This is a genomic window from Mesorhizobium sp. Pch-S (genome assembly GCF_004136315.1).
In the GTDB taxonomy this organism is placed as follows: domain Bacteria; phylum Pseudomonadota; class Alphaproteobacteria; order Rhizobiales; family Rhizobiaceae; genus Mesorhizobium.
Genome location: NZ_CP029562.1, coordinates 3,024,477 through 3,042,918 on the forward strand (window position 1 = coordinate 3,024,477; position 18,442 = coordinate 3,042,918).

The 18,442-nt window shown below is 62.4% G+C and carries 20 protein-coding genes, 1 pseudogene and 1 riboswitch; of the genes and pseudogenes, 9 read left to right on the top strand and 12 right to left on the bottom strand.

The window, feature by feature from the left end; genetic code table 11:
• Positions 1–69 precede the first annotated feature (69 nt).
• Positions 70–444, top strand: coding sequence for a nuclear transport factor 2 family protein (locus C1M53_RS14090; RefSeq protein ID WP_129412809.1), 375 nt, complete (start codon positions 70–72; stop codon positions 442–444).
• A 48-nt stretch (positions 445–492) separates the two neighbouring features.
• Here C1M53_RS14090 and C1M53_RS14095 read toward each other — a convergent pair whose 3' ends face one another.
• The 7 genes from C1M53_RS14095 to C1M53_RS14125 all read right to left on the bottom strand — a co-directional run bounded on the left by C1M53_RS14095 (position 493) and on the right by C1M53_RS14125 (position 4,515).
• Entirely contained in the window at positions 493–939 is a 447-nt protein-coding gene (locus C1M53_RS14095; RefSeq protein WP_129412810.1) for a GNAT family N-acetyltransferase, read from the bottom strand.
• 109 nt (positions 940–1,048) lie between these two features.
• A complete protein-coding gene (locus C1M53_RS14100) occupies positions 1,049–1,354 on the bottom strand; it encodes an NIPSNAP family protein (protein ID WP_129412811.1) in 306 nt (101 codons plus the stop codon).
• A gap of 149 nt (positions 1,355–1,503) precedes the next feature.
• On the bottom strand, positions 1,504–2,178 hold the full coding sequence (locus C1M53_RS14105) for a hypothetical protein (RefSeq protein WP_129412812.1): 675 nt from the start codon (positions 2,176–2,178) through the stop codon (positions 1,504–1,506).
• Positions 2,175–2,858: a queuosine precursor transporter gene (locus C1M53_RS14110; RefSeq protein ID WP_129412813.1), complete on the bottom strand. Its 684-nt coding sequence runs from the start codon at positions 2,856–2,858 to the stop codon at positions 2,175–2,177. The genes C1M53_RS14105 and C1M53_RS14110 overlap by 4 nt, the downstream gene beginning before the upstream one ends.
• A gap of 134 nt (positions 2,859–2,992) precedes the next feature.
• On the bottom strand, positions 2,993–3,289 hold the full coding sequence (gene rpmB, locus C1M53_RS14115; protein WP_129412814.1) for a 50S ribosomal protein L28: 297 nt from the start codon (positions 3,287–3,289) through the stop codon (positions 2,993–2,995).
• 184 nt (positions 3,290–3,473) lie between these two features.
• Positions 3,474–3,911, bottom strand: coding sequence for a DUF1284 domain-containing protein (locus C1M53_RS14120; protein ID WP_129412815.1), 438 nt, complete (start codon positions 3,909–3,911; stop codon positions 3,474–3,476).
• Between the two features lie 22 nt (positions 3,912–3,933).
• The gene (locus C1M53_RS14125; protein WP_129412816.1) at positions 3,934–4,515 is read right to left on the bottom strand and encodes a biotin transporter BioY; all 582 of its coding nucleotides are present in this window, start codon (positions 4,513–4,515) and stop codon (positions 3,934–3,936) included.
• 223 nt (positions 4,516–4,738) lie between these two features.
• Between C1M53_RS14125 and C1M53_RS14130 the strand changes: the two genes are divergently transcribed.
• From C1M53_RS14130 to C1M53_RS14140, 3 genes are read left to right on the top strand one after another with little or no spacing between them, the layout of a single operon-like run.
• Complete coding sequence (locus C1M53_RS14130; RefSeq protein WP_129412817.1) at positions 4,739–5,524, top strand: DUF3108 domain-containing protein; 786 nt, start codon at positions 4,739–4,741, stop codon at positions 5,522–5,524.
• Between the two features lie 29 nt (positions 5,525–5,553).
• Positions 5,554–6,444, top strand: coding sequence for an EamA family transporter (locus tag C1M53_RS14135; protein ID WP_129412818.1), 891 nt, complete (start codon positions 5,554–5,556; stop codon positions 6,442–6,444).
• Positions 6,441–7,115, top strand: a complete 675-nt coding sequence (locus C1M53_RS14140) for a lysoplasmalogenase (protein ID WP_129412819.1) — start codon at positions 6,441–6,443, stop codon at positions 7,113–7,115. Before C1M53_RS14135 ends, C1M53_RS14140 begins: the two co-directional genes overlap by 4 nt.
• Positions 7,116–7,170: 55 nt before the next feature.
• Here C1M53_RS14140 and C1M53_RS14145 read toward each other — a convergent pair whose 3' ends face one another.
• Both C1M53_RS14145 and gloB read right to left on the bottom strand, forming a co-directional pair.
• The gene (locus C1M53_RS14145; RefSeq protein WP_129412820.1) at positions 7,171–7,590 is read right to left on the bottom strand and encodes a cupin domain-containing protein; all 420 of its coding nucleotides are present in this window, start codon (positions 7,588–7,590) and stop codon (positions 7,171–7,173) included.
• A gap of 2 nt (positions 7,591–7,592) precedes the next feature.
• A complete protein-coding gene (gloB, locus tag C1M53_RS14150; RefSeq protein WP_129412821.1) occupies positions 7,593–8,360 on the bottom strand; it encodes a hydroxyacylglutathione hydrolase in 768 nt (255 codons plus the stop codon).
• Between the two features lie 254 nt (positions 8,361–8,614).
• Here gloB and C1M53_RS14155 point away from each other — a divergent pair, with 254 nt between their 5' ends.
• Both C1M53_RS14155 and C1M53_RS14160 read left to right on the top strand, forming a co-directional pair.
• The gene (locus C1M53_RS14155; protein ID WP_129412822.1) at positions 8,615–9,400 is read left to right on the top strand and encodes a class I SAM-dependent methyltransferase; all 786 of its coding nucleotides are present in this window, start codon (positions 8,615–8,617) and stop codon (positions 9,398–9,400) included.
• Complete coding sequence (locus tag C1M53_RS14160) at positions 9,397–11,262, top strand: ABC transporter ATP-binding protein/permease (protein WP_245488549.1); 1,866 nt, start codon at positions 9,397–9,399, stop codon at positions 11,260–11,262. Before C1M53_RS14155 ends, C1M53_RS14160 begins: the two co-directional genes overlap by 4 nt.
• 56 nt (positions 11,263–11,318) lie before the next feature.
• On the opposite strand, the pseudogene C1M53_RS14165 reads toward C1M53_RS14160, so the two are convergent.
• A pseudogene (locus C1M53_RS14165) lies at positions 11,319–12,875 on the bottom strand (MFS transporter).
• Between the two features lie 146 nt (positions 12,876–13,021).
• Here C1M53_RS14165 and C1M53_RS14170 point away from each other — a divergent pair.
• Entirely contained in the window at positions 13,022–13,879 is an 858-nt protein-coding gene (locus C1M53_RS14170) for a LysR family transcriptional regulator (protein WP_165358139.1), read from the top strand.
• A gap of 108 nt (positions 13,880–13,987) precedes the next feature.
• On the opposite strand, the gene metA is transcribed toward C1M53_RS14170, so the two are convergent.
• A complete protein-coding gene (gene metA, locus C1M53_RS14175) occupies positions 13,988–14,911 on the bottom strand; it encodes a homoserine O-succinyltransferase (RefSeq protein ID WP_129412825.1) in 924 nt (307 codons plus the stop codon).
• Positions 14,912–14,960: 49 nt separating this feature from the next.
• A riboswitch (SAM riboswitch) is annotated at positions 14,961–15,038 on the bottom strand.
• A gap of 245 nt (positions 15,039–15,283) precedes the next feature.
• Between metA and hisC the strand changes: the two genes are divergently transcribed.
• Positions 15,284–16,393, top strand: a complete 1,110-nt coding sequence (hisC, locus tag C1M53_RS14180) for a histidinol-phosphate transaminase (RefSeq protein ID WP_129412826.1) — start codon at positions 15,284–15,286, stop codon at positions 16,391–16,393.
• 4 nt (positions 16,394–16,397) lie between these two features.
• Positions 16,398–17,330, top strand: a complete 933-nt coding sequence (locus tag C1M53_RS14185) for a prephenate/arogenate dehydrogenase family protein (protein WP_207213108.1) — start codon at positions 16,398–16,400, stop codon at positions 17,328–17,330.
• A gap of 106 nt (positions 17,331–17,436) precedes the next feature.
• Here C1M53_RS14185 and C1M53_RS14190 read toward each other — a convergent pair whose 3' ends face one another.
• Positions 17,437–18,435, bottom strand: coding sequence for a DUF2125 domain-containing protein (locus tag C1M53_RS14190; protein ID WP_129412827.1), 999 nt, complete (start codon positions 18,433–18,435; stop codon positions 17,437–17,439).
• Positions 18,436–18,442: the final 7 nt, after the last annotated feature.

Consider the following 18,442-nt stretch of genomic DNA (forward strand, 5'->3'; position numbering starts at 1 on the left):
CTTTTCCGTGTTTCCGTTAAAAGCGGAAACGCTCTAGGTTGAGGACCGCGTACGCTTCGAGGCCGGCCGATGCCCTCAAATGCCACAGACCTGATCGATCGTTATTGCGCCGTCTGGAATGAAGCCGACGATGCGCGTCGTGCAACGCTTCTGCACGCTGTCTGGGCCAAGGACGCCACCTACACCGATCCACGCGCGGACACGACAGGCCCGGAAGAATTGCTCGCTCATATCGTCAGGATAAGGGCGAGCCGCCCCGGTGCGCGAATCGAGCGCACCACCGCGGTCGATATCCATCACGGCATCGCGCGTTTCGGCTGGCGCGTCGTCGAGGCCGACGGCACGGAGCTGCCGGAGGGTCTCGACATTGCCATTTTCAGTTCTGACGGCAGCCACATCGAGAGCATCATCGGCTTCTTCGGACCGTTGCAGCCTCCCAGCTGATCCAGCGCCCACTGCTCGGCTCTGGAGGGCACGACGGCATCTCCAGGCTCAGGCCTTCTTGCGCTCGAGACGCATGACGATTTCGTCGCCCAGGACCTGGCCGGTCTCTCGGAAGCCCTCCTGGAGATAGAACGCCGCGGCGGTACGATTTTCCCGGACGACACCCAAATAGATGGCGCTGCAGCCCGGAATGGCAAACATCCTTTCGACCAGGGCGCGCAGGCCAGCGCGGCCGTAGCCGCGCCTCTGGAAGCGCTGGTCGATCATCAGTCGATAGATCCACCAGTTTCCGTCGTCGGCATCCAGCGTGTACATGGCGAAGCCCACGGCTTGGTCTCCCACGAAGATGCCGAGCGGCACGCAGTCGGGGTTCTCGTCGGCCTCTTCGAGGGATTCGGCATTGCTCGTGACGAAGTCGTCCTGATCATTGGTGACATTGAGGGCAACAATCGCCCGGCGCCCGGTTTCAGCAAGCGTTTTCAGAACGACAGTCATTTTGGCTTGGTTCCGTGAGCTAACGATGTGTGTAGCGGTTTTCGTCTTAACCCGCGCAAAAACAATGGATATGGGGCGTTTCCGGGTTCCCGTGATGGACGGAAGCGCTCTAGTCGAAGACCGGGCGGAAGAAGGAACGTTCGTAACTCAGGAAACACTGGGTTTCCTCGTAGTAGCGCATGGCGGCCTGGCATTCCGGATCCGCCGCAGCCTTTGTCCGGTATTCCTCATAGGCGGCCAGGCTTGGGAAGCTGAACAGGGCGAGCGCAATATTGCTCGCTCCTTCCGAGGGCATGAAATACCCGTGGTGGGTACCGCCGAATTTTTCGACAAGCGGGATCCACAGTCGGCCGTAGTGTTCGAACTCCTTCAGTCGCGCGGGATTGAGAATGTAGCGCAGGTAACAGGTGACCATGATTTCTCCGGTAGTCTGTTGAGAGCGGAGAAAAACACCACTGCCGATCAGCCGGTAGAGCCAGGCGTGAGGAGTTCATTGCGGTATGCGTGGTTTGCGTCGCTACATTGATGGGGCGTCGTCAGACGGCGCGCCTCGTCAAAGGAATGCTAGCGCGGATTGACGGCCAGCCAGATGGTGTGCTTGGCGCCGCGCTTGCCGTGGGCACGCACGGTGACTGCCTCCGCGGCGAAGCCGCTCTGCTGCAGGCGGCGGGTGAAGCCGCGATCCGGTCCTGAAGACCAGACAGAAAGCACGCCACCCGGCTTCAACGCGTTACGCGCGGCCTTGAGACCGGCAAAGCTATAAAGGGTGTCATTGCTGTCTTGGGTCAGCCCTTCGGGCCCATTGTCGACATCAAGCAGGATGGCATCGAATTCGCGGCGAGCGGAATCGATGACGCGGGTGACGTCGCCTTGCCTGATGGCGACACGTGCATCGTCGAGACAACCGTTGAAGATGGGTGTCATCGGGCCGCGCGCCCACGCAACCACCGCCGGCACCAGTTCGGCGACGGTGATTTTTGCGTCGCTGCCAAGTTCGGCAAGGGCGGCTCGCAGGGTGAAACCCATGCCGAGGCCACCGATCAGGATATGAATGCGGTCGTGCTTGCCGAGTTTCTCCAGCGATAGCCGGGCGAGTGCTTCCTCCGAACCGCTGAGGCGACTGTTCATCAGCTCGTTGGAACCGAGCATGATGGAGAATTCGCTGCCGCGCCGCTTCAAGCGCAGTTCCTGCTTGCCGTCAGGTGTCCTGGCGGCGTCGAGCTGTTCCCAGGGAATCAAGGCCGGACCGCTACGGGCTGGCTCCAGCGCGCTGCGATCAGGCGGTAGGGGATCAGTGCGACGACGGCAATGATGAGCTTCACCGAGAGGTCGCCCAATGCCCAGGACAGCCAGCGCATGGTTTCGACCGAAAACAGGCCGAGCAGCGGTGCATTCTCCAATGCGAATGCATCGTCAGGACCGATGAAGGCGAAGGCGGCGGAAAAGGCGATCGAGAAGAAAATCAGCGTGTCGAACACCGAACCGACCAGTGTTCCGAAGATTGGCGCACGCCACCAGCTCTGACGGCGCAGCCAGTTGAACACCGTGACATCGAGAAGCTGCGCGGTCAGGAAGGCTGCACCGGAAGCGCAGGCGATGCGCACCAGGCGGGCAGCCGCGGTGTCGAACTCGATCAGGCCGGCGCGGAAGAGAAGCGGTGGCGCAACGATGGAACAGATGACGGCGGCCATGAAGCCGACGAAGACGATGCGGCGCGCCACAGCCGGCCCGTAGCGGCGGTTGGCGAGATCGGTGACGAGGAAGGCGAACGGATAGGTGAACGCACCCCAGGTCAGGATATCTGCCAGCGACAGCGCACCGACCTGTCCCTGCATGGGGAACTGAACAAGGATGTTCGAAGCCACGACGACAACAGCCATGGCGACCACGAAGGGCAAATACTGCGAAAGGAAACGCATTTTTTTATCCTGGGTAATGGAACCAGCGGAGCGCCTGGCCGGGACGGGCGGCGCGTCCTTCATTCGAGCATCGGATGGTTCAAGCCAGGCTGGACAATCCGATGCTCAGGCGGTCGTCCCCCGCCTGAAAGCTATCAGGCAGCGGCCTGGCCAGCGTTCTTCTTGGCAATCTGCTTCTTGAGCAGGCGAGCGCGCTGCGACAGTTCCTTCTCGTCGGCCTTGGCCAGGAACGCGTCGAGACCACCGCGGTGCTCGACCGAACGCAGGGCGTTGGCCGAAATGCGCAGGCGCACGTTCTGGTTCAGCGCTTCCGAGATCAGCGTGACATTGACCAGGTTCGGCAGGAAGCGACGACGGGTCTTGTTGTTGGCGTGGCTCACATTGTTGCCGGTCTGGACGGCTTTGCCGGTGAGTTCGCAAGCGCGGGACATTTTTGCTACCTTCAGTTCATACCGGGCCAAACCTTCGAGCCACGCCAGATGGCGCGCGATGCTTTCGGCGGCCTCAAGGAAAAAGTTGGCGTTCCATAGTGGCATTTCGCCGGTGCGTCAAGCGTTGTTCGGCTTAGCAATCAGTCAACCAGCCGATGCAAGCGCCGATATCACCAGCATATGGCTATGCTTTTGCGTGCCGGTGGTCGAGCCTGACTTCTCTGAAGCCGGAATCGGCGATGGTGCTGCATAGATCGAACCATTCGCAGCCGTTGCAGGCCTGGCGCGTGGTCCCGGCATGGAACGCCTCGCGCATGCGTTTTATCGTCGACGCATCGAGGGAAAAACGCTCGCCAACGCGGATTGGACGGCCGATCAGCGTCTCGACTGCGTTGGCGGCAAGCCGATCGCGTTCGGGCACGGTGTCCCGAAAACAATGGGGATCAGAGTCGGCCAGCAATGGTTGGCAGATGTCGTCCGGGCCGGCGACGAGGAGCATGTCCTCGCCGCTGCTCAGTCGTTGCACCACCTTGTCGTAGCCTTTCGTGAAGGCTTCACTGTAGCCCTTGCCGACATAGGTCAGCATGCATAGCAGGTGGTGGCCGCGGATGCGGACGGTCACGTCAGATCCGCGAAATCACGTCTCAGAGCGAGATCTTGCCGCGACGGACAGCTTCGATGGTCGCGGTCGCCAGCACGGCCTTCAGAATGCCGCCGAGCACGAACGGGGCGAAGCCGAAAGTATAGGCCTTTTCCGCGCCGATCATGCCGGCCAGCACCAGCGTGCCGAACACCAGGATGAAGGCGTTGCCGGCCAGCATGGCGACGACGTTGCGAACCAGACGGCCTTCGGCGGTCCAGCCGCGTTCAGCCAGCCAGCCGACAAAAGCGGCAGCAATCGGGAAGGCAGCGAGGTAACCGGCGGTCGGGCCGGCGAAATAGGCGAGGCCGCCGGCACCGCCAGCGAGAACCGGGAAGCCGACGGCAGCTTCACCCAGCCAGGCGAGAACCGTGACGAGGCCGAGGCGCCAGCCGAACAGCGCGCCGACCAGCGTGACGGCAAAGGTCTGCATGGTCATCGGCACCGGGAACATCGGCACCTCGATCCAGGAGGAAGCAGCGAGGAACAGCGTGCCGAGGAAGACGGCGGTCGCCTGGACGGCAACCGAACGGCCGGCAAGGCGCAAGGGAACGAAAGTGGTGGAAGCTGCGGCGGGAGCGTTCATCGGGCCTCTCCGGGTCAAATTTTGGTTCGCCGGCTCTCCGGCGTTTTGCAGGATGCATATTTCACAGGCTGATGGTGCAACGCAACAGCATTTGCGGCGTTGAGGGACAAGCCATGCTTCAGATCATCAAATGCCTTGACGGCGCCCCATAGATTCGCCGGATTTGCCCGCTTGAGAAGCCACCAGGGACATTAGAGCCAATCTTGAAAGGACCGACGTTTCGATGCCGCGCCCGACCCTTGTCCTTGCCGCCCTGCTTGCCAGCACCACAATGGCTACCTCCTCGGCGCCTGCCGCGGAAGCTTTCCACGGCGAATACACGATTTCCTTTCTCGGCATCACCGTGGCGCGGTCAAGTTTCGACAGCCGCTACGAAGGTGACAAATACACCATCGATGGCAGAGCTTCGGCGGCCGGGCTGGCGCTGATCTTCGACGACACCACCGGTACGTTGACGGCGTCCGGCCGGTTTTCGCGCGCCGGCATCCAGCCACAGGCTTTCCGCGCGGACTACACTTCGGGCAAGAAAGTCTCGATGGTTGACATCCGCTTCTCCGGCGGCGCGGTATCGTCCTCCAAGGTACTGCCACCTCCGAAACCGCGCGGCGACGACTGGCTGCCGCTCGATGCCGGCGACCTGAAGGGCGTCGCCGATCCGATCGGTGCGACGGTCATCCGTGCCGACAGCCTGGATGAAGTCTGCGGCCGCACGGTGAAGATGTATGATGGCGAGATGCGCGCCAATCTGGTGCTGACGCCGGTCAGCAAGGGCAAGATGGCGGTGAAGGGCTATCAGGGGCCGACCGTTACCTGCCTGATGACGTTTCAGCCGGTGTCCGGCTATGCGCAGCGACGCAAGGCGCTGAAGTTCCTGCGCGATCGTTCGAAGATCATGGTGACGTTTGCGCCGCTCGGCCAAACCGGGATATATGCGCCGATCCATGCCACGGTCGGCACGGAAATCGGCACGATCACCGTCAAGGCGCGACGGTTCGAAGCAAAAAGCTAGGCGCGCGAAGATGCGCCACCGGAGGGGACATGGCGCGCGCAACATTGATAGGCTTCTCGGCCGTGGCGATGTGGGCCTTGCTGGCTCTGCTCACAGACGCTTCCGGGACGATGCCGCCTTTCCAGCTTTCGGCAATCACCTTTGCCATCGGCACCTGCGTCGGCTTCGTGGCCAGGTTGTTCATGCCGGCCGCCAAACCGGAGCCGATCCCGGCGATCGTGTGGGTGATCGGCATCGGCGGTCTGTTCGGCTATCATTTCTTCTACTTTACGGCGCTGCGTAACGCGCCAGCGGTCGAGGCGAGCCTGATCGCCTATCTGTGGCCGTTGCTGATCGTGCTCGGTTCGGCGCTGATGCCGGGTGAAAAGCTGGCCTGGAATCATGTCGCCGGTGCATTGCTCGGCCTTGCTGGCACTTTCCTGATCGTCACAAAGGGTGGCGGACTGGCCTTCGATCCCCGCTATGGTTTCGGCTATGCAATGGCTGCGGTCTGCGCGGTGTTGTGGTCGTCCTATTCGCTTCTGTCGCGGCGCTTTCCATCGGTGCCGACCACCATCGTCACCTGGTTCTGCCTGGCGACGTCGGTGCTGTCCCTGGTTTGCCACCTGCTGCTCGAGCAGACCGTGTGGCCCGCAAACGCCGGCCAATGGCTGGCGGTGTTCGGTTTGGGCCTGATGCCGGTCGGAGCTGCCTTCTACGCCTGGGACATCGGCGTGAAGCGCGGCAACATCCAGGTGCTGGGCGCGGCGAGCTATGCCGCGCCACTTCTGTCCACGCTGGTGCTGATCGTCGCCGGTTTTGCGGAACCCAGCCTGCGTATTCTTGCTGCCTGCGTGCTCATCACCGGTGGCGCCGTGCTGGCGGCGAAATCGCTGCTGTTCGGCAAGCGCCAGGCGGTCGAGAACGGAGCTGGCGCATGATGCCCTTTCCCGGTGGTATCGAAGCGACGCCGAACGGCACGCTGATCTTCTCCATCGTGGCAGCCGTGCTCTATGCCTTTGCCATCGACAGGCCTCCGTCATGGAAGCGCTCGGCGGCAAAGACGCTTGCGGTCGCGCTGCTTGCCGTGCTCGCCTATCTGCAAGGCGGGCCGGTGCTGCTGGTCGCCGCACTGGTGCTCAGTGCGCTGGGCGACGCATTCCTGTCACAGGATGGCGACAAGGCTTTCCTCGGCGGGTTGGGCAGTTTCCTGGCTGCCCATCTCGCCTATGTCGCCCTGTTCGCTGCCGCGGGCGGCGGGGTGCCGGCATTGACCGGAACGCCCTGGCACATCGTGGCAGCCCTGACTATGGCTGTTTTCGCGCTTGGCATGCTGCGCCTGCTGTGGCCGCATATCGGTTCGGACCTCAAAGTCTCGGTTGCCGTCTATGTCACCGCCATCTTCGCCATGGGGGTGACTGCATTGACCACCAGCAACACGCTGGTGATCGGGGGTGCGATCCTGTTCATGGCATCAGACGCGCTTCTGGCGATCGAAAAATTCCTGGCCGAAGCGGTGGAGCGGCATCGGGTCTGGATGCGCTATGCGGTGTGGGTGCTCTACTATCTGGCGCAGCTGGCGATCACGCTGGGCTTCCTGCTTGCGGCCTAGCGCTCGAAAATCGACATCGATTTCCGGGAAGAAGCGCCGCAAGGCACTGGATGCGCTAGGAGGGCTGCCAGCCGGGCGCTGCCATTTCGAACGCGCCGAAATTGAAGCCCGGCGCCACGGTGCATCCAACGAGTGTCCAGTCGCCAAGGCTGGTCGCGGTCTGCCACCAGCCCGCAGGCACCACGATCTGCGGACGTTGATTAGCGGCAAGGTCGACGCCCAGCATATGCCGGGTCACGCCATGGCCTTCGCGATGCAACGACAACTCCAGCGGAGCGCCGGCGTGGTAGTGCCAGATTTCGGAAGCGTCCTTGACCCGGTGCCAGGCTGAGACCTGGCCGCGCTCCAGCAGGAAATAGATCGCCGTCGAATAGCCACGCCCGCCTTGCGGCGCGTCACGAAAGGTCTCGACATACCATCCACCTTCCGGGTGCGGCTGCATGTCGAGAGCCGCGACGATCTCTGCTGGCGTCATGGTCAGAACACGTCCTTGCGCTTGCGTATTTCGGCGAAGACCTCGGCGTCGCTCGCCTTTTCCATGCCCAGATGGCGGCGGATCGCCGGGTCGTGCCAGCGCAGGAACGGATTGGTGGAGAGTTCCTCTCCGATCGTTGTCGGCAGGGTTGGCTTGTCGGCGGCGCGCAGCTTTTCGATTTTCGCGGCGCGCTCCTTCAGGGCCGAGTTGGTTGGATCCACGGTCAGCGCGAAACGGGCGTTGGACAAGGTGTATTCGTGGCCGCAATAGACCTTTGTGTCAGCCGGGAGTGCGGCGAGCTTCTTCAATGATTCGAACATCACGGCGGCCGGCGCTTCGAACAGGCGGCCACAGCCAAGTGCAAACAGCGTGTCGGCGGTGAAGACGACGCCGGATTGCGGGAAATAGTATGAGACATGACCCGCGGTGTGGCCCGGGGTGAAGATGACCTCGACCGTCTCTTCGCCAAGCTTGAAGGTGTCGCCGCCCTTCACGGTGCGGTCGATGCCGGGGATCTTGGCCTTTTCGACCTCGGGGCCAATGATCTCCAGATTGAAACGCTGCTTCAGCGTCAGGTTGGCTTCGACATGGTCGGTGTGGTGGTGGGTGGTCAGGATGGTTTTCGGTGTCCAGCCGCTGCGTTTCATGGCGGCGGTGATGGAGGCTTCCTCCGGCGCGTCGACGAGAGCCACCGCGCCGCTTTTCGGCTCGCGCAGCAGCACGCCGAAATTATCCTGGCGGCACATGAACTGTTCGATTTCGATCGCCATCGCCGGTCTCCCTTGTCGTCCGCACAGATAGGGTGATCGGCCGTTCCTGTCACCCTCTAATGCGTGTCGCGATCTTTCAGATTCGCTCCTTGCGCATGAGGTTTTTCTTCTCCCGCATGTCGTTATCGCAAAACCGCTGCGCACTTTTGCGCGACATGCTTTAAAGATGCCGGCGTGACCCTACTTGTCGGAGGATACGGTCATCAGCACCGCTGTTTGTTGACACCAGCCTTCCCGCAGATACGGTCCAGCCCATGCATTCGGATATTGTCGACCTGCGCTCCTTCTATGCCTCGCCGCTTGGACAATTGGCCGAGCGTTCGATCACTATGGCACTCTCGTCGATCTGGGCTTCCGTGCCCAACGAAAGGTTGGTCGGGCTCGGCTATGCGCTGCCATGGCTGGAGCGTTTCGGTGCCGACGCGGAGCGAGCGCTTGCCTTCATGCCGGCCACGCAGGGTGCGGTGATCTGGCCGTCTGCCGGTCCGTCGGCAACCGCATTGGTCTTCGACGAGGAACTGCCGCTGGTCGATTCTTCCGTCGACCGCATGTTGCTGATCCATTCCCTGGAGCATACGGAAAATCCGCGCGAGACACTGAATGAAGTCTGGCGCGTGCTGGCGCCGGCCGGTCATGTCGTCATCGTCGTGCCGAACCGGCGCGGCGTGTGGGCGCGTTTCGAACACACGCCGTTTGGCACCGGGAGACCCTATTCGCGTGGGCAGATCGCAGAGCTGCTGCGCGAGGCGAACTTTACCCCGGCCGCCTGGTCGGACGGACTTTATTTCCCGCCCTCGCAACGCCGTTTCATGATGCGCTTCCAATCGCTTTTTGAAAGCGCCGGGCGGCGGCTGTGGCCGATCTTCTCCGGCGTGATCGCGGTCTCGGCACAGAAGCGGCTCTACCAGGGCGTGCCGGTGGCGCAGCGTGCATCGCGTCGAGTCTTCGTGCCGGTGTTTTCACCGCAAGGTGCGACGCGGCTCGGTCGGCAAATCAAGGAGCCCAGCGGGCTGGGCGTTCCCGGAGCGCAATGGCGATGAGCGACGTATCCGGCACCGTCCAGGCCGAAATGAGCAGCCTTCGCGATCAGGTGGCCACGGTCCGGCAGGGGTTGAGTCTCTCGCCAGGACGCCGCGCGCTGCTGATCTTCGGCGGCGGCATTCTCGCGGTCATTCTCGCCACGGCCTATGGCCAGATCCTGCTCAATCGCTGGAACCAGCCGTTCTACGATTCGCTGCAACGGCGCGACCTGACCGCCTTTCTCGATCAGCTCGTCGTTTTCGCGATGATTGCAGGCGGGCTGCTCGTCCTCAACATCGGCCAGCAATGGCTCAACCAGCGTTTTCGCCTGAAGCTGCGTGAGGCGCTGACCATCGACCTGATCGAGGAATGGCTGAAACCGAACCGTGCATTCCGCGTCGCCAATGCGGGAGCGATCGGCGTCAATCCCGATCAGCGCCTGCAGCAGGATGCCGGGCATCTGTCCGATCTTTCGACCGATCTCGGCGTCGGTCTGGTGCAATCCTTCATCCTGCTGGTGTCGTTCGTCGGTGTGCTCTGGGCACTCTCCTCGGGGTTCGTCTTCAACATCGGCGGACACGCCATCGCCATTCCAGGCTATATGGTCTGGGCCGCGTTCCTTTATGCCGGGATTGCGTCCTGGCTGAGCTGGCTGGTCGGGCGGCCACTGATCGGGCTGAACAGCGATCGCTATGCGCGCGAGGCGGACCTGCGCTTCTCCATGGTTCGGGTGAACGAGAACATCGATGCCATCGCGCTTTCGCACGGCGAAGCAAGCGAGAAACGACGGCTGGCAGCGGATCTCGCCGCGCTGATCGCTTCGATCATGCGGATCTTCCGCGCCCAGATCAATCTCGGCTGGGTCACAGACACCTATGGCTGGATCACCGTGGTTGCGCCGATCCTGGTGGCAGCGCCGGTCTATTTCGCCGGCGACATCACTTTCGGTGGGCTGATGATGGCGGTCGGCGCCTTCAACCAGGTCCATTCCTCCTTGCGCTGGTTTGTCAACAACATCGGCGCGATCGCCGACTGGCGCGCGACGCTGATGCGTGTCGCCGACTTCCGCATGGCGCTCAAGGAGACCGATCAGCTGCATGGCAATGAACAGCATATCGAGGTGTTCGAAACCGGGGACGGCACCATGGTGTTCGAGGACCTGATCGTGGGGGCGACATCGGGCTGTTCGAGACTGGCGCAGAAGTCGGTGACGATCGAACCGGGCGAGCATGTGCTGATCACCGGCGATCCGAGTGCCGGCAAGACCCTGTTCTTCCGGGCAGTAGCCGGGCTGTGGCCATGGGGGGCAGGGCGCATCGGCATGCCGGCGCGTGCCAATCTCGCCTTCGTCCCGCGCACGCCTTATTTTGCGCCCGGCACGCTGCGCGAAGTGCTGGTCGATGGCGTGACCGGTATCGACGATGCGAGCGTCAAGAGTGTTCTGGCCGAGGCCGGTCTTGATCACCTCGCGCCGTCGCTTGATCGCCATGCGCGATGGGACAGGGAACTCAGCGAGGAAGAACAGCGGCTGGTGGCTTTCGCCAGGCTCGCCCTGCAGAAGCCGGACTGGGTGGTGATTGACGAGGCGATGGACACGTTCAGTGGCACGGTTGCCAAACGTGTGTTCGCCATGCTGGGCAAACACCTGCCCAAGGCAGGTGTCGTCAACATCGGCCGCGGCCAGCACAACTACAACTTCTTCCCGCGTGCACTCGAGATCATCAAATGCGCCGACCTGCCGGCGCTGAAACCGCCGCGGATACGGGCCGGCGCGCTGGAGCCGCCACCGCTGATCCGCAGGCGCAACGGAAACGGTAGCAAGCGCAATGGCAGCGGTGCCAGGCATGATCGCGACGACGAGAGCGTGGAGCGCGTGAACTAAGACGAAAACCGCCCCGTTGCTGGCGGGGCGGTTTTCGAACGAGACACCCACTGCAATCAGAGGACGTGTGATTCCGCGCGTGCCTCGGATGCGGAGATCGGTCCGGCCTTGCTCGAACCGAAAATGGCAAAGGACAGCGCGGCCAGGATCCATACGCCGAGACCGCCATAGAGCATCACCCAACCGAAACCTTCGACCAGAGCCGAGTGGACCACCTCCGCGGGCACCACCAGGCCCGGTTGGCTGGCATCGTGCAACGTCGTGGTGTTGCCGGCTGCGATCTTTTCGGCGATCGCACGCAGGTCAACTCCGTCGAGGGCGTTCGGCAGGCCCTTCTTCAGCCCGTGCAGGATGCCCTCGACAAGGACAAAACCCATCACGGCAATGTTGATGGCAAGCGCGATCAGGCGGGCGCTGGTGTCGATGCCCGAGGCCATGCCGGCACGGCTTGCGGGCACCGAACCGGTGGTCATGTTGGTGGCCGGCGTCGTCGTCAGGCCAAGGCCGATGCCCGCAACGAGCGCACCGGGCAGCACTGTGAGGCCGCTTGCCGCCTCGGAAGCGGAACCCAGCCACATCAGGATGAAGCCGAGGCCGATGGTGAACAGGCCGAGCGGAATGACGATGCGCGCATTGAAGCGTGCCAGCAGGTACTGGGCGATCGGCGGCATCACCAGGAAAGGCACCGTATAGGCGAGCACCGCAAGACCCGTCCTGGTGCTGTCATAGCCCAGCCCGACCGAAAAATAGATCGGCAGGTAGATCATGAAAGGCCAGTAGCTGAAGTTCATGCCGACGCAGCCGACGATCGCGCCGGAAAAGTCACGGATCTTGAAGACCGAGAAGTCGAACATCGGGTGGGTGTGGTAGCGCTCCACCAGCACGAATGCGATAAAGCCGACGATGGTGGCGGCGGCGATGCCGAGCGCCGCGGGGCTCAGGAAACCACCGAAGTCGGGAGCCTGGGTGATTTAATAGGCAAGGCCAAAAACCGCGGCGCTGAGGGTGACGATGCCAAAAATGTCGAGCTTCTTGGCCTGCGGATCACGCGATTCGGTGACGCCGGCATAGGTGAGGATCAGGCAGAGCACCGCCAGCGGTGCGTGAACGAGAAAAACCCATTGCCAGGTGGACAGGGCGACGATGCCGCCACCGATGATCGGCCCGAAGCCGAGACCGATGCCGGCAATCACGCCCCAGATGGCGAAGGCCCTGCCGCGTTCCCTGCCATCCTGGAACTGGTGCGAGAGAATGGCGATGGAGCAGATGAACATGGCGCCACCAGCCATGCCCTGCAGGAAGCGCGCGACGATCAGCAACGAGGTGTTGGGGGCCAGGCCGCACATCAGCGAGGTCAACCCGAAAGCCGCGACCGTGATGGCAAAGACAAATTTCCTGCCGAAGCGGTCGGCAAACGTTCCGGTCGCCATCAACACGGTGGTGCAGGCGATGGTATAGGCATTCATGATCCACTGCATGGCCTTGAAATCGGCCTGCAGCACACGTTCCAGCGTGGGCAGGATCACCGGCACGCTCGAGATCTCCAGGCCGAACATCAAGGCTGACAGACACACGGCCGCCAGCACGAGGCCGTTTCTATTGGGGGTAGCCATCAAAAACCTCCGGCGTCGACGGAGGCGATGTCCACGCCCACGCCGCTCAATTGCGTTGTGAAATCCGAGTTCCAGATAGTTGCAGCTTGAACATAAGAAAATGCGATGTATCTCTATTTCAGAGATAACAAATTGGTATGCTGACAATGTTGTCACTAGACGTTGAGGCCGTGCAGGCCTTTGTCATGGTCGCCGACCTTCAGAGCTTTACCCGCGCCGCCGACGCGTTGGGTACGACCCAGGCGGCGATCAGCGTGAAACTCAAGCGCCTCGAGGAGAAGGTTGGCCGCAAGCTGATCGAACGCACGCCGCGTCATGTGCGGCTTTCGGCGGAGGGGGCGGTGTTCATCCAGCCTGCGCGTGAGTTTCTCGTTGCGCACGACCGCGCCGTTGCCGGGCTCTTCTCCTGTGCCCGCCGTTTCGCACTGGGCATCGCAGCCCACGTCGCCGGCCCGGAAGTGACGACGCTGCTGGCGCGCCTCAACGAACATGATCCCGCGCTGACCATCGAGGTGCAGGTCGATAATTCGCGCAATCTGCTCGATGCGTTCGATCGTGGAGAACTGGATGCCGCAATCGTGCGGCGCGAGGACGACCGCCGCGACGGCGAGGTTTTGGGGCCGGAGCATTTCGGCTGGTTCGCCGCCCCCAACTTCCGTTGCCGGCCAGACGAGCCGATACGGCTTGCCGCCCTGTCTCCCGCATGCGGCGTGCGCGACATCGGCACCCATGCACTTGACGATGCCGGCATCGCGTGGACGGAAGTATTCCTTGGCGGTGGCTCGTCGGTGGTTATGGCGGCTGTGTCAGCGGGGCTTGCCATGGCCGTATTCTCCGAGCGGCTCGCACCGGTCGGTACCGTCGAAGTCAGCCGCAGGTTCAACCTGCCGCCGCTGCCGTCCTCGGAAATCGTGCTGCATTCGACGCTGACCGACCAGCGTTCGCGTGACGCGCTGCGCACCATCGCCTGCGCCTTCCGCGAGCACCGCGCCGCAGCGGCATAGCCTAGAGCGCTTCCGATCTTGTCGGAAACGCGCAAATGCTCCAACGCTTTGTTCTTAAGCAATTCCGGCCGCAAAACCGCGCCTGACAGGCGCGGTCCGGGCCTTCGGTCAGCGCTTGCTGCCGATGTTTTCCAGGTCGTAGGCGGTGGTCTGATAGACGCTGTTGATCCAGTTGCCGAACAGCAGGTGGGCGTGCGAGCGCCAGCGGTTGAGCGGAGGGCGCCTGGGGTCGTCGTCCGGATAATATTCGTGCGGTACCGCGATCGACACGCCGGCATTGACGTCGCGATCGTATTCTTCCTTGAGCGACGTCGAGTCGTATTCGATGTGGTTGAACATATAGAGCCGGTTGCCGGCCTGCTCGGCAAGCAGGCTCGGGCCTGTCTCTTCCGAGTCCATCAGCAGTTCCAGCCCGGAACCTGCGGGAATGTCGGCGGTCCGCACTTCGGTCCAGCGCGACACCGGAATCGCGAAATCGTCCGAGAAGCCGGAGAGATAGGGGGAGGCGGGCGCGTTGTTGCGATGGCGGAAGACGCCGAACGCCTTTTCCTCCAGCGTGTGTTTGGGCACCTGGTGGAAATGCCAGGCGGCCGCCATAGCTCCCCAGCAGATGAAGAACGACGAATGGACGTTGGTTTTCGTCCAGTCGAGAATGCGCTGGAGTTCGTTCCAGTAGGTCACGTCCTCGAAAGGCAGCAACTCCACCGGCGCGCCGGTAATGATGAAGCCGTCGAACTTGCGATCCTTCACCTCGTCCCAGGTCTGGTAGAAGGTGATGAGGTGTTCCTCGGAGGTGTTCTTGGCCTTGTGGTTGCCAACGCGGACCAGGGTCAGTTCGACCTGCAGCGGCGTGGCGCCGATCAGCCGGGCGAACTGCGTCTCCGTCCTGATCTTGTTGGGCATCAGGTTGAGCAGGCCGATCTGGAGGGGGCGGATGTCCTGGCGCAGGGCGGTCTGCTCGTCCATGATGGACACGCCCTCCTTGACCAGAACTTCACGGGCGGGGAGCTGATCGGGGATCTTGATCGGCACGTTGCGAACTCCAAAAAACAAAACCGGCATTGCTGTCGCAAAGCCGGTTTACGGATCGCAAACGGCCCTTTAGCGACTTATTTAACGTGGCTGCAAGCCGACCGGCCAAATCACCACGGATCAATGCCCTGCTAATACGCCGACCAAGCGATGGCGTCAATCGATGGTCATTCGGCAGGCCAGCCTCGGTTTTCCTCGACAATCGCAGGTACGGGCGGTATTTCCGCCCTGGAGCATTTTTTGTAGCCAGGCGGAATCACGTGGCGTCACGAAAATGCGGCCAAAACAAAAACTTAGAGCGTTTTCGCGTTTCTGCGAAAAACGGAAACGCTCTGGCCTTCGGCCCGGAGGCGTCAATCACGGACTTTTGACATGACCAAGGCAACCGATCTGCTTCGTCCGCAACCCCGCGCCGGTATCATGGATATCGAGGCTTACGTGCCGGGCAAGGGTGCTGCGCATGGTGTCGCCAAGGTCCATAAACTCTCGGCCAACGAAAATCCGCTCGGACCGTCGCCGAAGGCTGTCGAAGCCGCGCAGGAGGCAGCTGCGGGATTGGAGCGCTATCCGGATGGCCAGGCGACCAGGCTGCGCCAGGCAATCGCCGATACGCATGGGCTCAACGTCGCCAACATCCAGTGTTTCAACGGCTCCGACGAAGCGCTTGGGCTGCTGGCGCGCATCTATCTCGGCATCGGCGACGAGGCGATCTACACCGAGCACGGGTTCCTGGCTTATCGCATCTTCATCCTGGCAGCCGGCGCAACGCCTGTGGTGGCCAGGGAAGCCAACGAGCATGTCGACGTCGATGCCATCCTTGCGGCCGTAACGCCGCGCACCAAGATGATTTTCCTGGCCAATCCGAACAACCCCACCGGCACCTACATTCCTTTCGAGGAGGTGCGACGCCTGCATGCCGGCCTGCCGAAGAACGTGCTTCTAGTGCTGGATGCTGCCTATGCCGAATTCGTGCGCCGCAATGACTACGAAGCGGGCGTCGAGCTGGTCGCAGGCAACGAGAATGTCGTCATGACGCGGACCTTCTCCAAGGTGCATGGGCTCGGCGGTGCGCGTATCGGCTGGTCCTATGCACCAGCGCATGTCGTCGATGCGCTCGAGCGTGTCCGCGATCCCTTCAACGTCAGTGCCACCGCGATCGCGGCAGGCGAAGCCGCTATCCGCGACCGCGGCCATGTCGAGCGCTCCGTGCAGCATGTCGAAACCTGGGTGTCGTGGCTGACCGAAGAACTGACCCGGCTCGACCTGCGGGTGACGCCCAGCGTCGGTAACTTCATCCTGATCCACTTTCCGGATGACAGGAAACATTCCGCACCTGCGGCGGACGCGTATCTGAGTGAGCGAGGCTATATCCTGCGGCGCGTTGCCGGCTACGGTTTTCCCAACGCGCTGCGGATGACGGTCGGAACCGAAGAAGCCAATCGCGGCGTGGTCGCCGCACTCACCGAATTCCTGAAAAGCTGAAAAAATGTCCGAACCCCTGTTTGAAAAGATTGCCCTCATCGGCATCGGCCTGATCGGTTCTTCGCTGGCGCGCGTGGTGCGCCGGGAAGGGCTTGCCCGCCATATCGCGATCTCCACCCGCCGTCCGGAGACGTTGAAACGTGCAGAGGAGCTGAAATTAGGCGACAGCTACACGACCGATGCAAAGGCGGCGGTGCGGGACGCCGATCTTGTCATCGTCTCGGTGCCGGTAGGCGCTTCCGGTGCCGTGGCCGAGGAGATCGCACCGGCACTGAAGAAGGGCGCCATCCTTACCGATGTCGGTTCCACCAAGCAGTCGGTGGTCGCACAGATGTTGCCTTTCGTGCCGGAGGGCGTGCATTTCATTCCCGGCCATCCGCTGGCCGGTACCGAGAACTCAGGCCCGGATGCCGGCTTTCCAGACCTGTTCGACAACCGCTGGTGCATCTTCACGCCGCTGCCGGATACCGATCCAGAAGCGCTGGAGGCATTGTCGGAATTCTGGCGCCGCTGCGGTTCCAACATCGACACGATGACGCCCGAGCATCACGACATGACGCTTGCCATCGTTTCGCATCTGCCGCACATCATCGCTTACAACATCGTTGGTACCGCGGACGACCTGGCCAATGTGACGAAGTCCGAGGTCATCAAATATTCGGCCTCGGGTTTCCGCGACTTCACCCGCCTTGCCGCATCGGATCCCACCATGTGGCGGGACGTGTGCCTGCACAACAAGGATGCCATCCTGGAGATGCTGGCGCGCTTCTCGGAGGATCTTTCCTCGCTGCAAAGGGCGATTCGCTGGGGCGATGGCGACAAGCTGTTCGACCTGTTCACCCGCACCCGGGCCATCCGCCGCTCGATCATCCAGGCCGGTCAGGATATCGATGTTCCCGACTTCGGACGCCAGGTGGTGGAGCATCCGGGCAAGTGAGGCAGTCGGCAATCGACAGTCGTAGAACAACGGGGACGTATCCAGAAACCGCCTTGTGATTTCTGAAAACCGAGCGAGTAGTTCCGACTGCCGACTGCCGACTGCCCTATTCCACCGGCTTGATCGTTCCGAGCGGGATGAAGCCCAGCGAGGCGCGGCCCTTCACCACTTTCAGCGGCATCGTCGGTTCGTTGCCGAGCATGGAAAGGGCAGCAAAACCCTGCCGGATCTGGTTGGCCTGCTCGGGGATCGCCGTGGCCAGGATCGCCGCCACCGCTTTCGGGTTCTGCAGCTTGATGTTGAGGGTGCCGTCGATGAGGCCGTCGGCGTCAACCGCGATCGGGCCTGCGAGGACGATGCGGGCTTCGCCGGAAGACAATTCGAGGTTCCTGATCTCGGCGGATTGACCGCGCAGGCTTTTGGGCGGTGTGCCGAGCATGGGAAGACCATTCTTCACCGTGACGTCACCCTTGCCGCTGAAGGGCGGGAGAACCCGGCCGCCAATGGTATGGGCATCGATTTCGAGGTCGGTGAAATCATGTGTCAGCACAAGGTCCTGCCCATTGGGACTGGCCGTCGCAGTGAGCTGGCCGACGCTGAACAGTTGGACGGGATCGGTCTCATCTGTCGGATCGGTCTGGCCGTTGAAACCCTCCGCCGTCACCGAAACGCGGCTGGGCAGGGGCCACCACAGATGTCCGCTGATGTCCAACTGGTCCCAGTCGATCCACAGCGGCGGCATGTCGGGCACGGAGGTGCGCAGCGGTCCGTCGAGATTGACATTTGGCGTCAGCGGCTGGGCAAGGCTCGCCGTGGCAATCATGCCGCCAGCGGCGGCTGCGACGTTCCTGGCATCATCCTGATAGGCAAGCCCATCGCAGCTGACCACGAAACGCATCGGGTAGCCGCTGACAGTCAGATTGGTGCAGTCGGCATTGATTCCCTTGGCGGCGAGGGCTGCAACAGTGTTCGTCGCGTCGCTTCTGACGCGTCCTGCCAGCCAGTACCAGCCAGCACTGTAGAGGCCGAACAGGACAAGCAGCGCCAGGATCAGCCGGGGCAGCCAGCGCCGACGTTTTGGCTTGGTCTGGTCACTTGACGTCATGCTGTGG

Coding starts and splice junctions, on each gene's coding strand:
- C1M53_RS14190 (WP_129412827.1), bottom strand. CDS start 18,435: ATGACGTCAAGTGACCAGACCAAGCCAAAACGTCGGCGCTGGCTGCCC.
- C1M53_RS14140 (WP_129412819.1), top strand. CDS start 6,441: ATGATGCCCTTTCCCGGTGGTATCGAAGCGACGCCGAACGGCACGCTG.
- C1M53_RS14170 (WP_165358139.1), top strand. CDS start 13,022: ATGTTGTCACTAGACGTTGAGGCCGTGCAGGCCTTTGTCATGGTCGCC.
- gloB (WP_129412821.1), bottom strand. CDS start 8,360: ATGGCGATCGAAATCGAACAGTTCATGTGCCGCCAGGATAATTTCGGC.
- C1M53_RS14130 (WP_129412817.1), top strand. CDS start 4,739: ATGCCGCGCCCGACCCTTGTCCTTGCCGCCCTGCTTGCCAGCACCACA.
- hisC (WP_129412826.1), top strand. CDS start 15,284: ATGACCAAGGCAACCGATCTGCTTCGTCCGCAACCCCGCGCCGGTATC.
- C1M53_RS14155 (WP_129412822.1), top strand. CDS start 8,615: ATGCATTCGGATATTGTCGACCTGCGCTCCTTCTATGCCTCGCCGCTT.
- C1M53_RS14135 (WP_129412818.1), top strand. CDS start 5,554: ATGGCGCGCGCAACATTGATAGGCTTCTCGGCCGTGGCGATGTGGGCC.
- rpmB (WP_129412814.1), bottom strand. CDS start 3,289: ATGTCCCGCGCTTGCGAACTCACCGGCAAAGCCGTCCAGACCGGCAAC.
- C1M53_RS14125 (WP_129412816.1), bottom strand. CDS start 4,515: ATGAACGCTCCCGCCGCAGCTTCCACCACTTTCGTTCCCTTGCGCCTT.
- C1M53_RS14095 (WP_129412810.1), bottom strand. CDS start 939: ATGACTGTCGTTCTGAAAACGCTTGCTGAAACCGGGCGCCGGGCGATT.
- C1M53_RS14145 (WP_129412820.1), bottom strand. CDS start 7,590: ATGACGCCAGCAGAGATCGTCGCGGCTCTCGACATGCAGCCGCACCCG.
- C1M53_RS14160 (WP_245488549.1), top strand. CDS start 9,397: ATGAGCGACGTATCCGGCACCGTCCAGGCCGAAATGAGCAGCCTTCGC.
- C1M53_RS14185 (WP_207213108.1), top strand. CDS start 16,398: ATGTCCGAACCCCTGTTTGAAAAGATTGCCCTCATCGGCATCGGCCTG.
- C1M53_RS14110 (WP_129412813.1), bottom strand. CDS start 2,858: ATGCGTTTCCTTTCGCAGTATTTGCCCTTCGTGGTCGCCATGGCTGTT.
- C1M53_RS14090 (WP_129412809.1), top strand. CDS start 70: ATGCCCTCAAATGCCACAGACCTGATCGATCGTTATTGCGCCGTCTGG.
- C1M53_RS14100 (WP_129412811.1), bottom strand. CDS start 1,354: ATGGTCACCTGTTACCTGCGCTACATTCTCAATCCCGCGCGACTGAAG.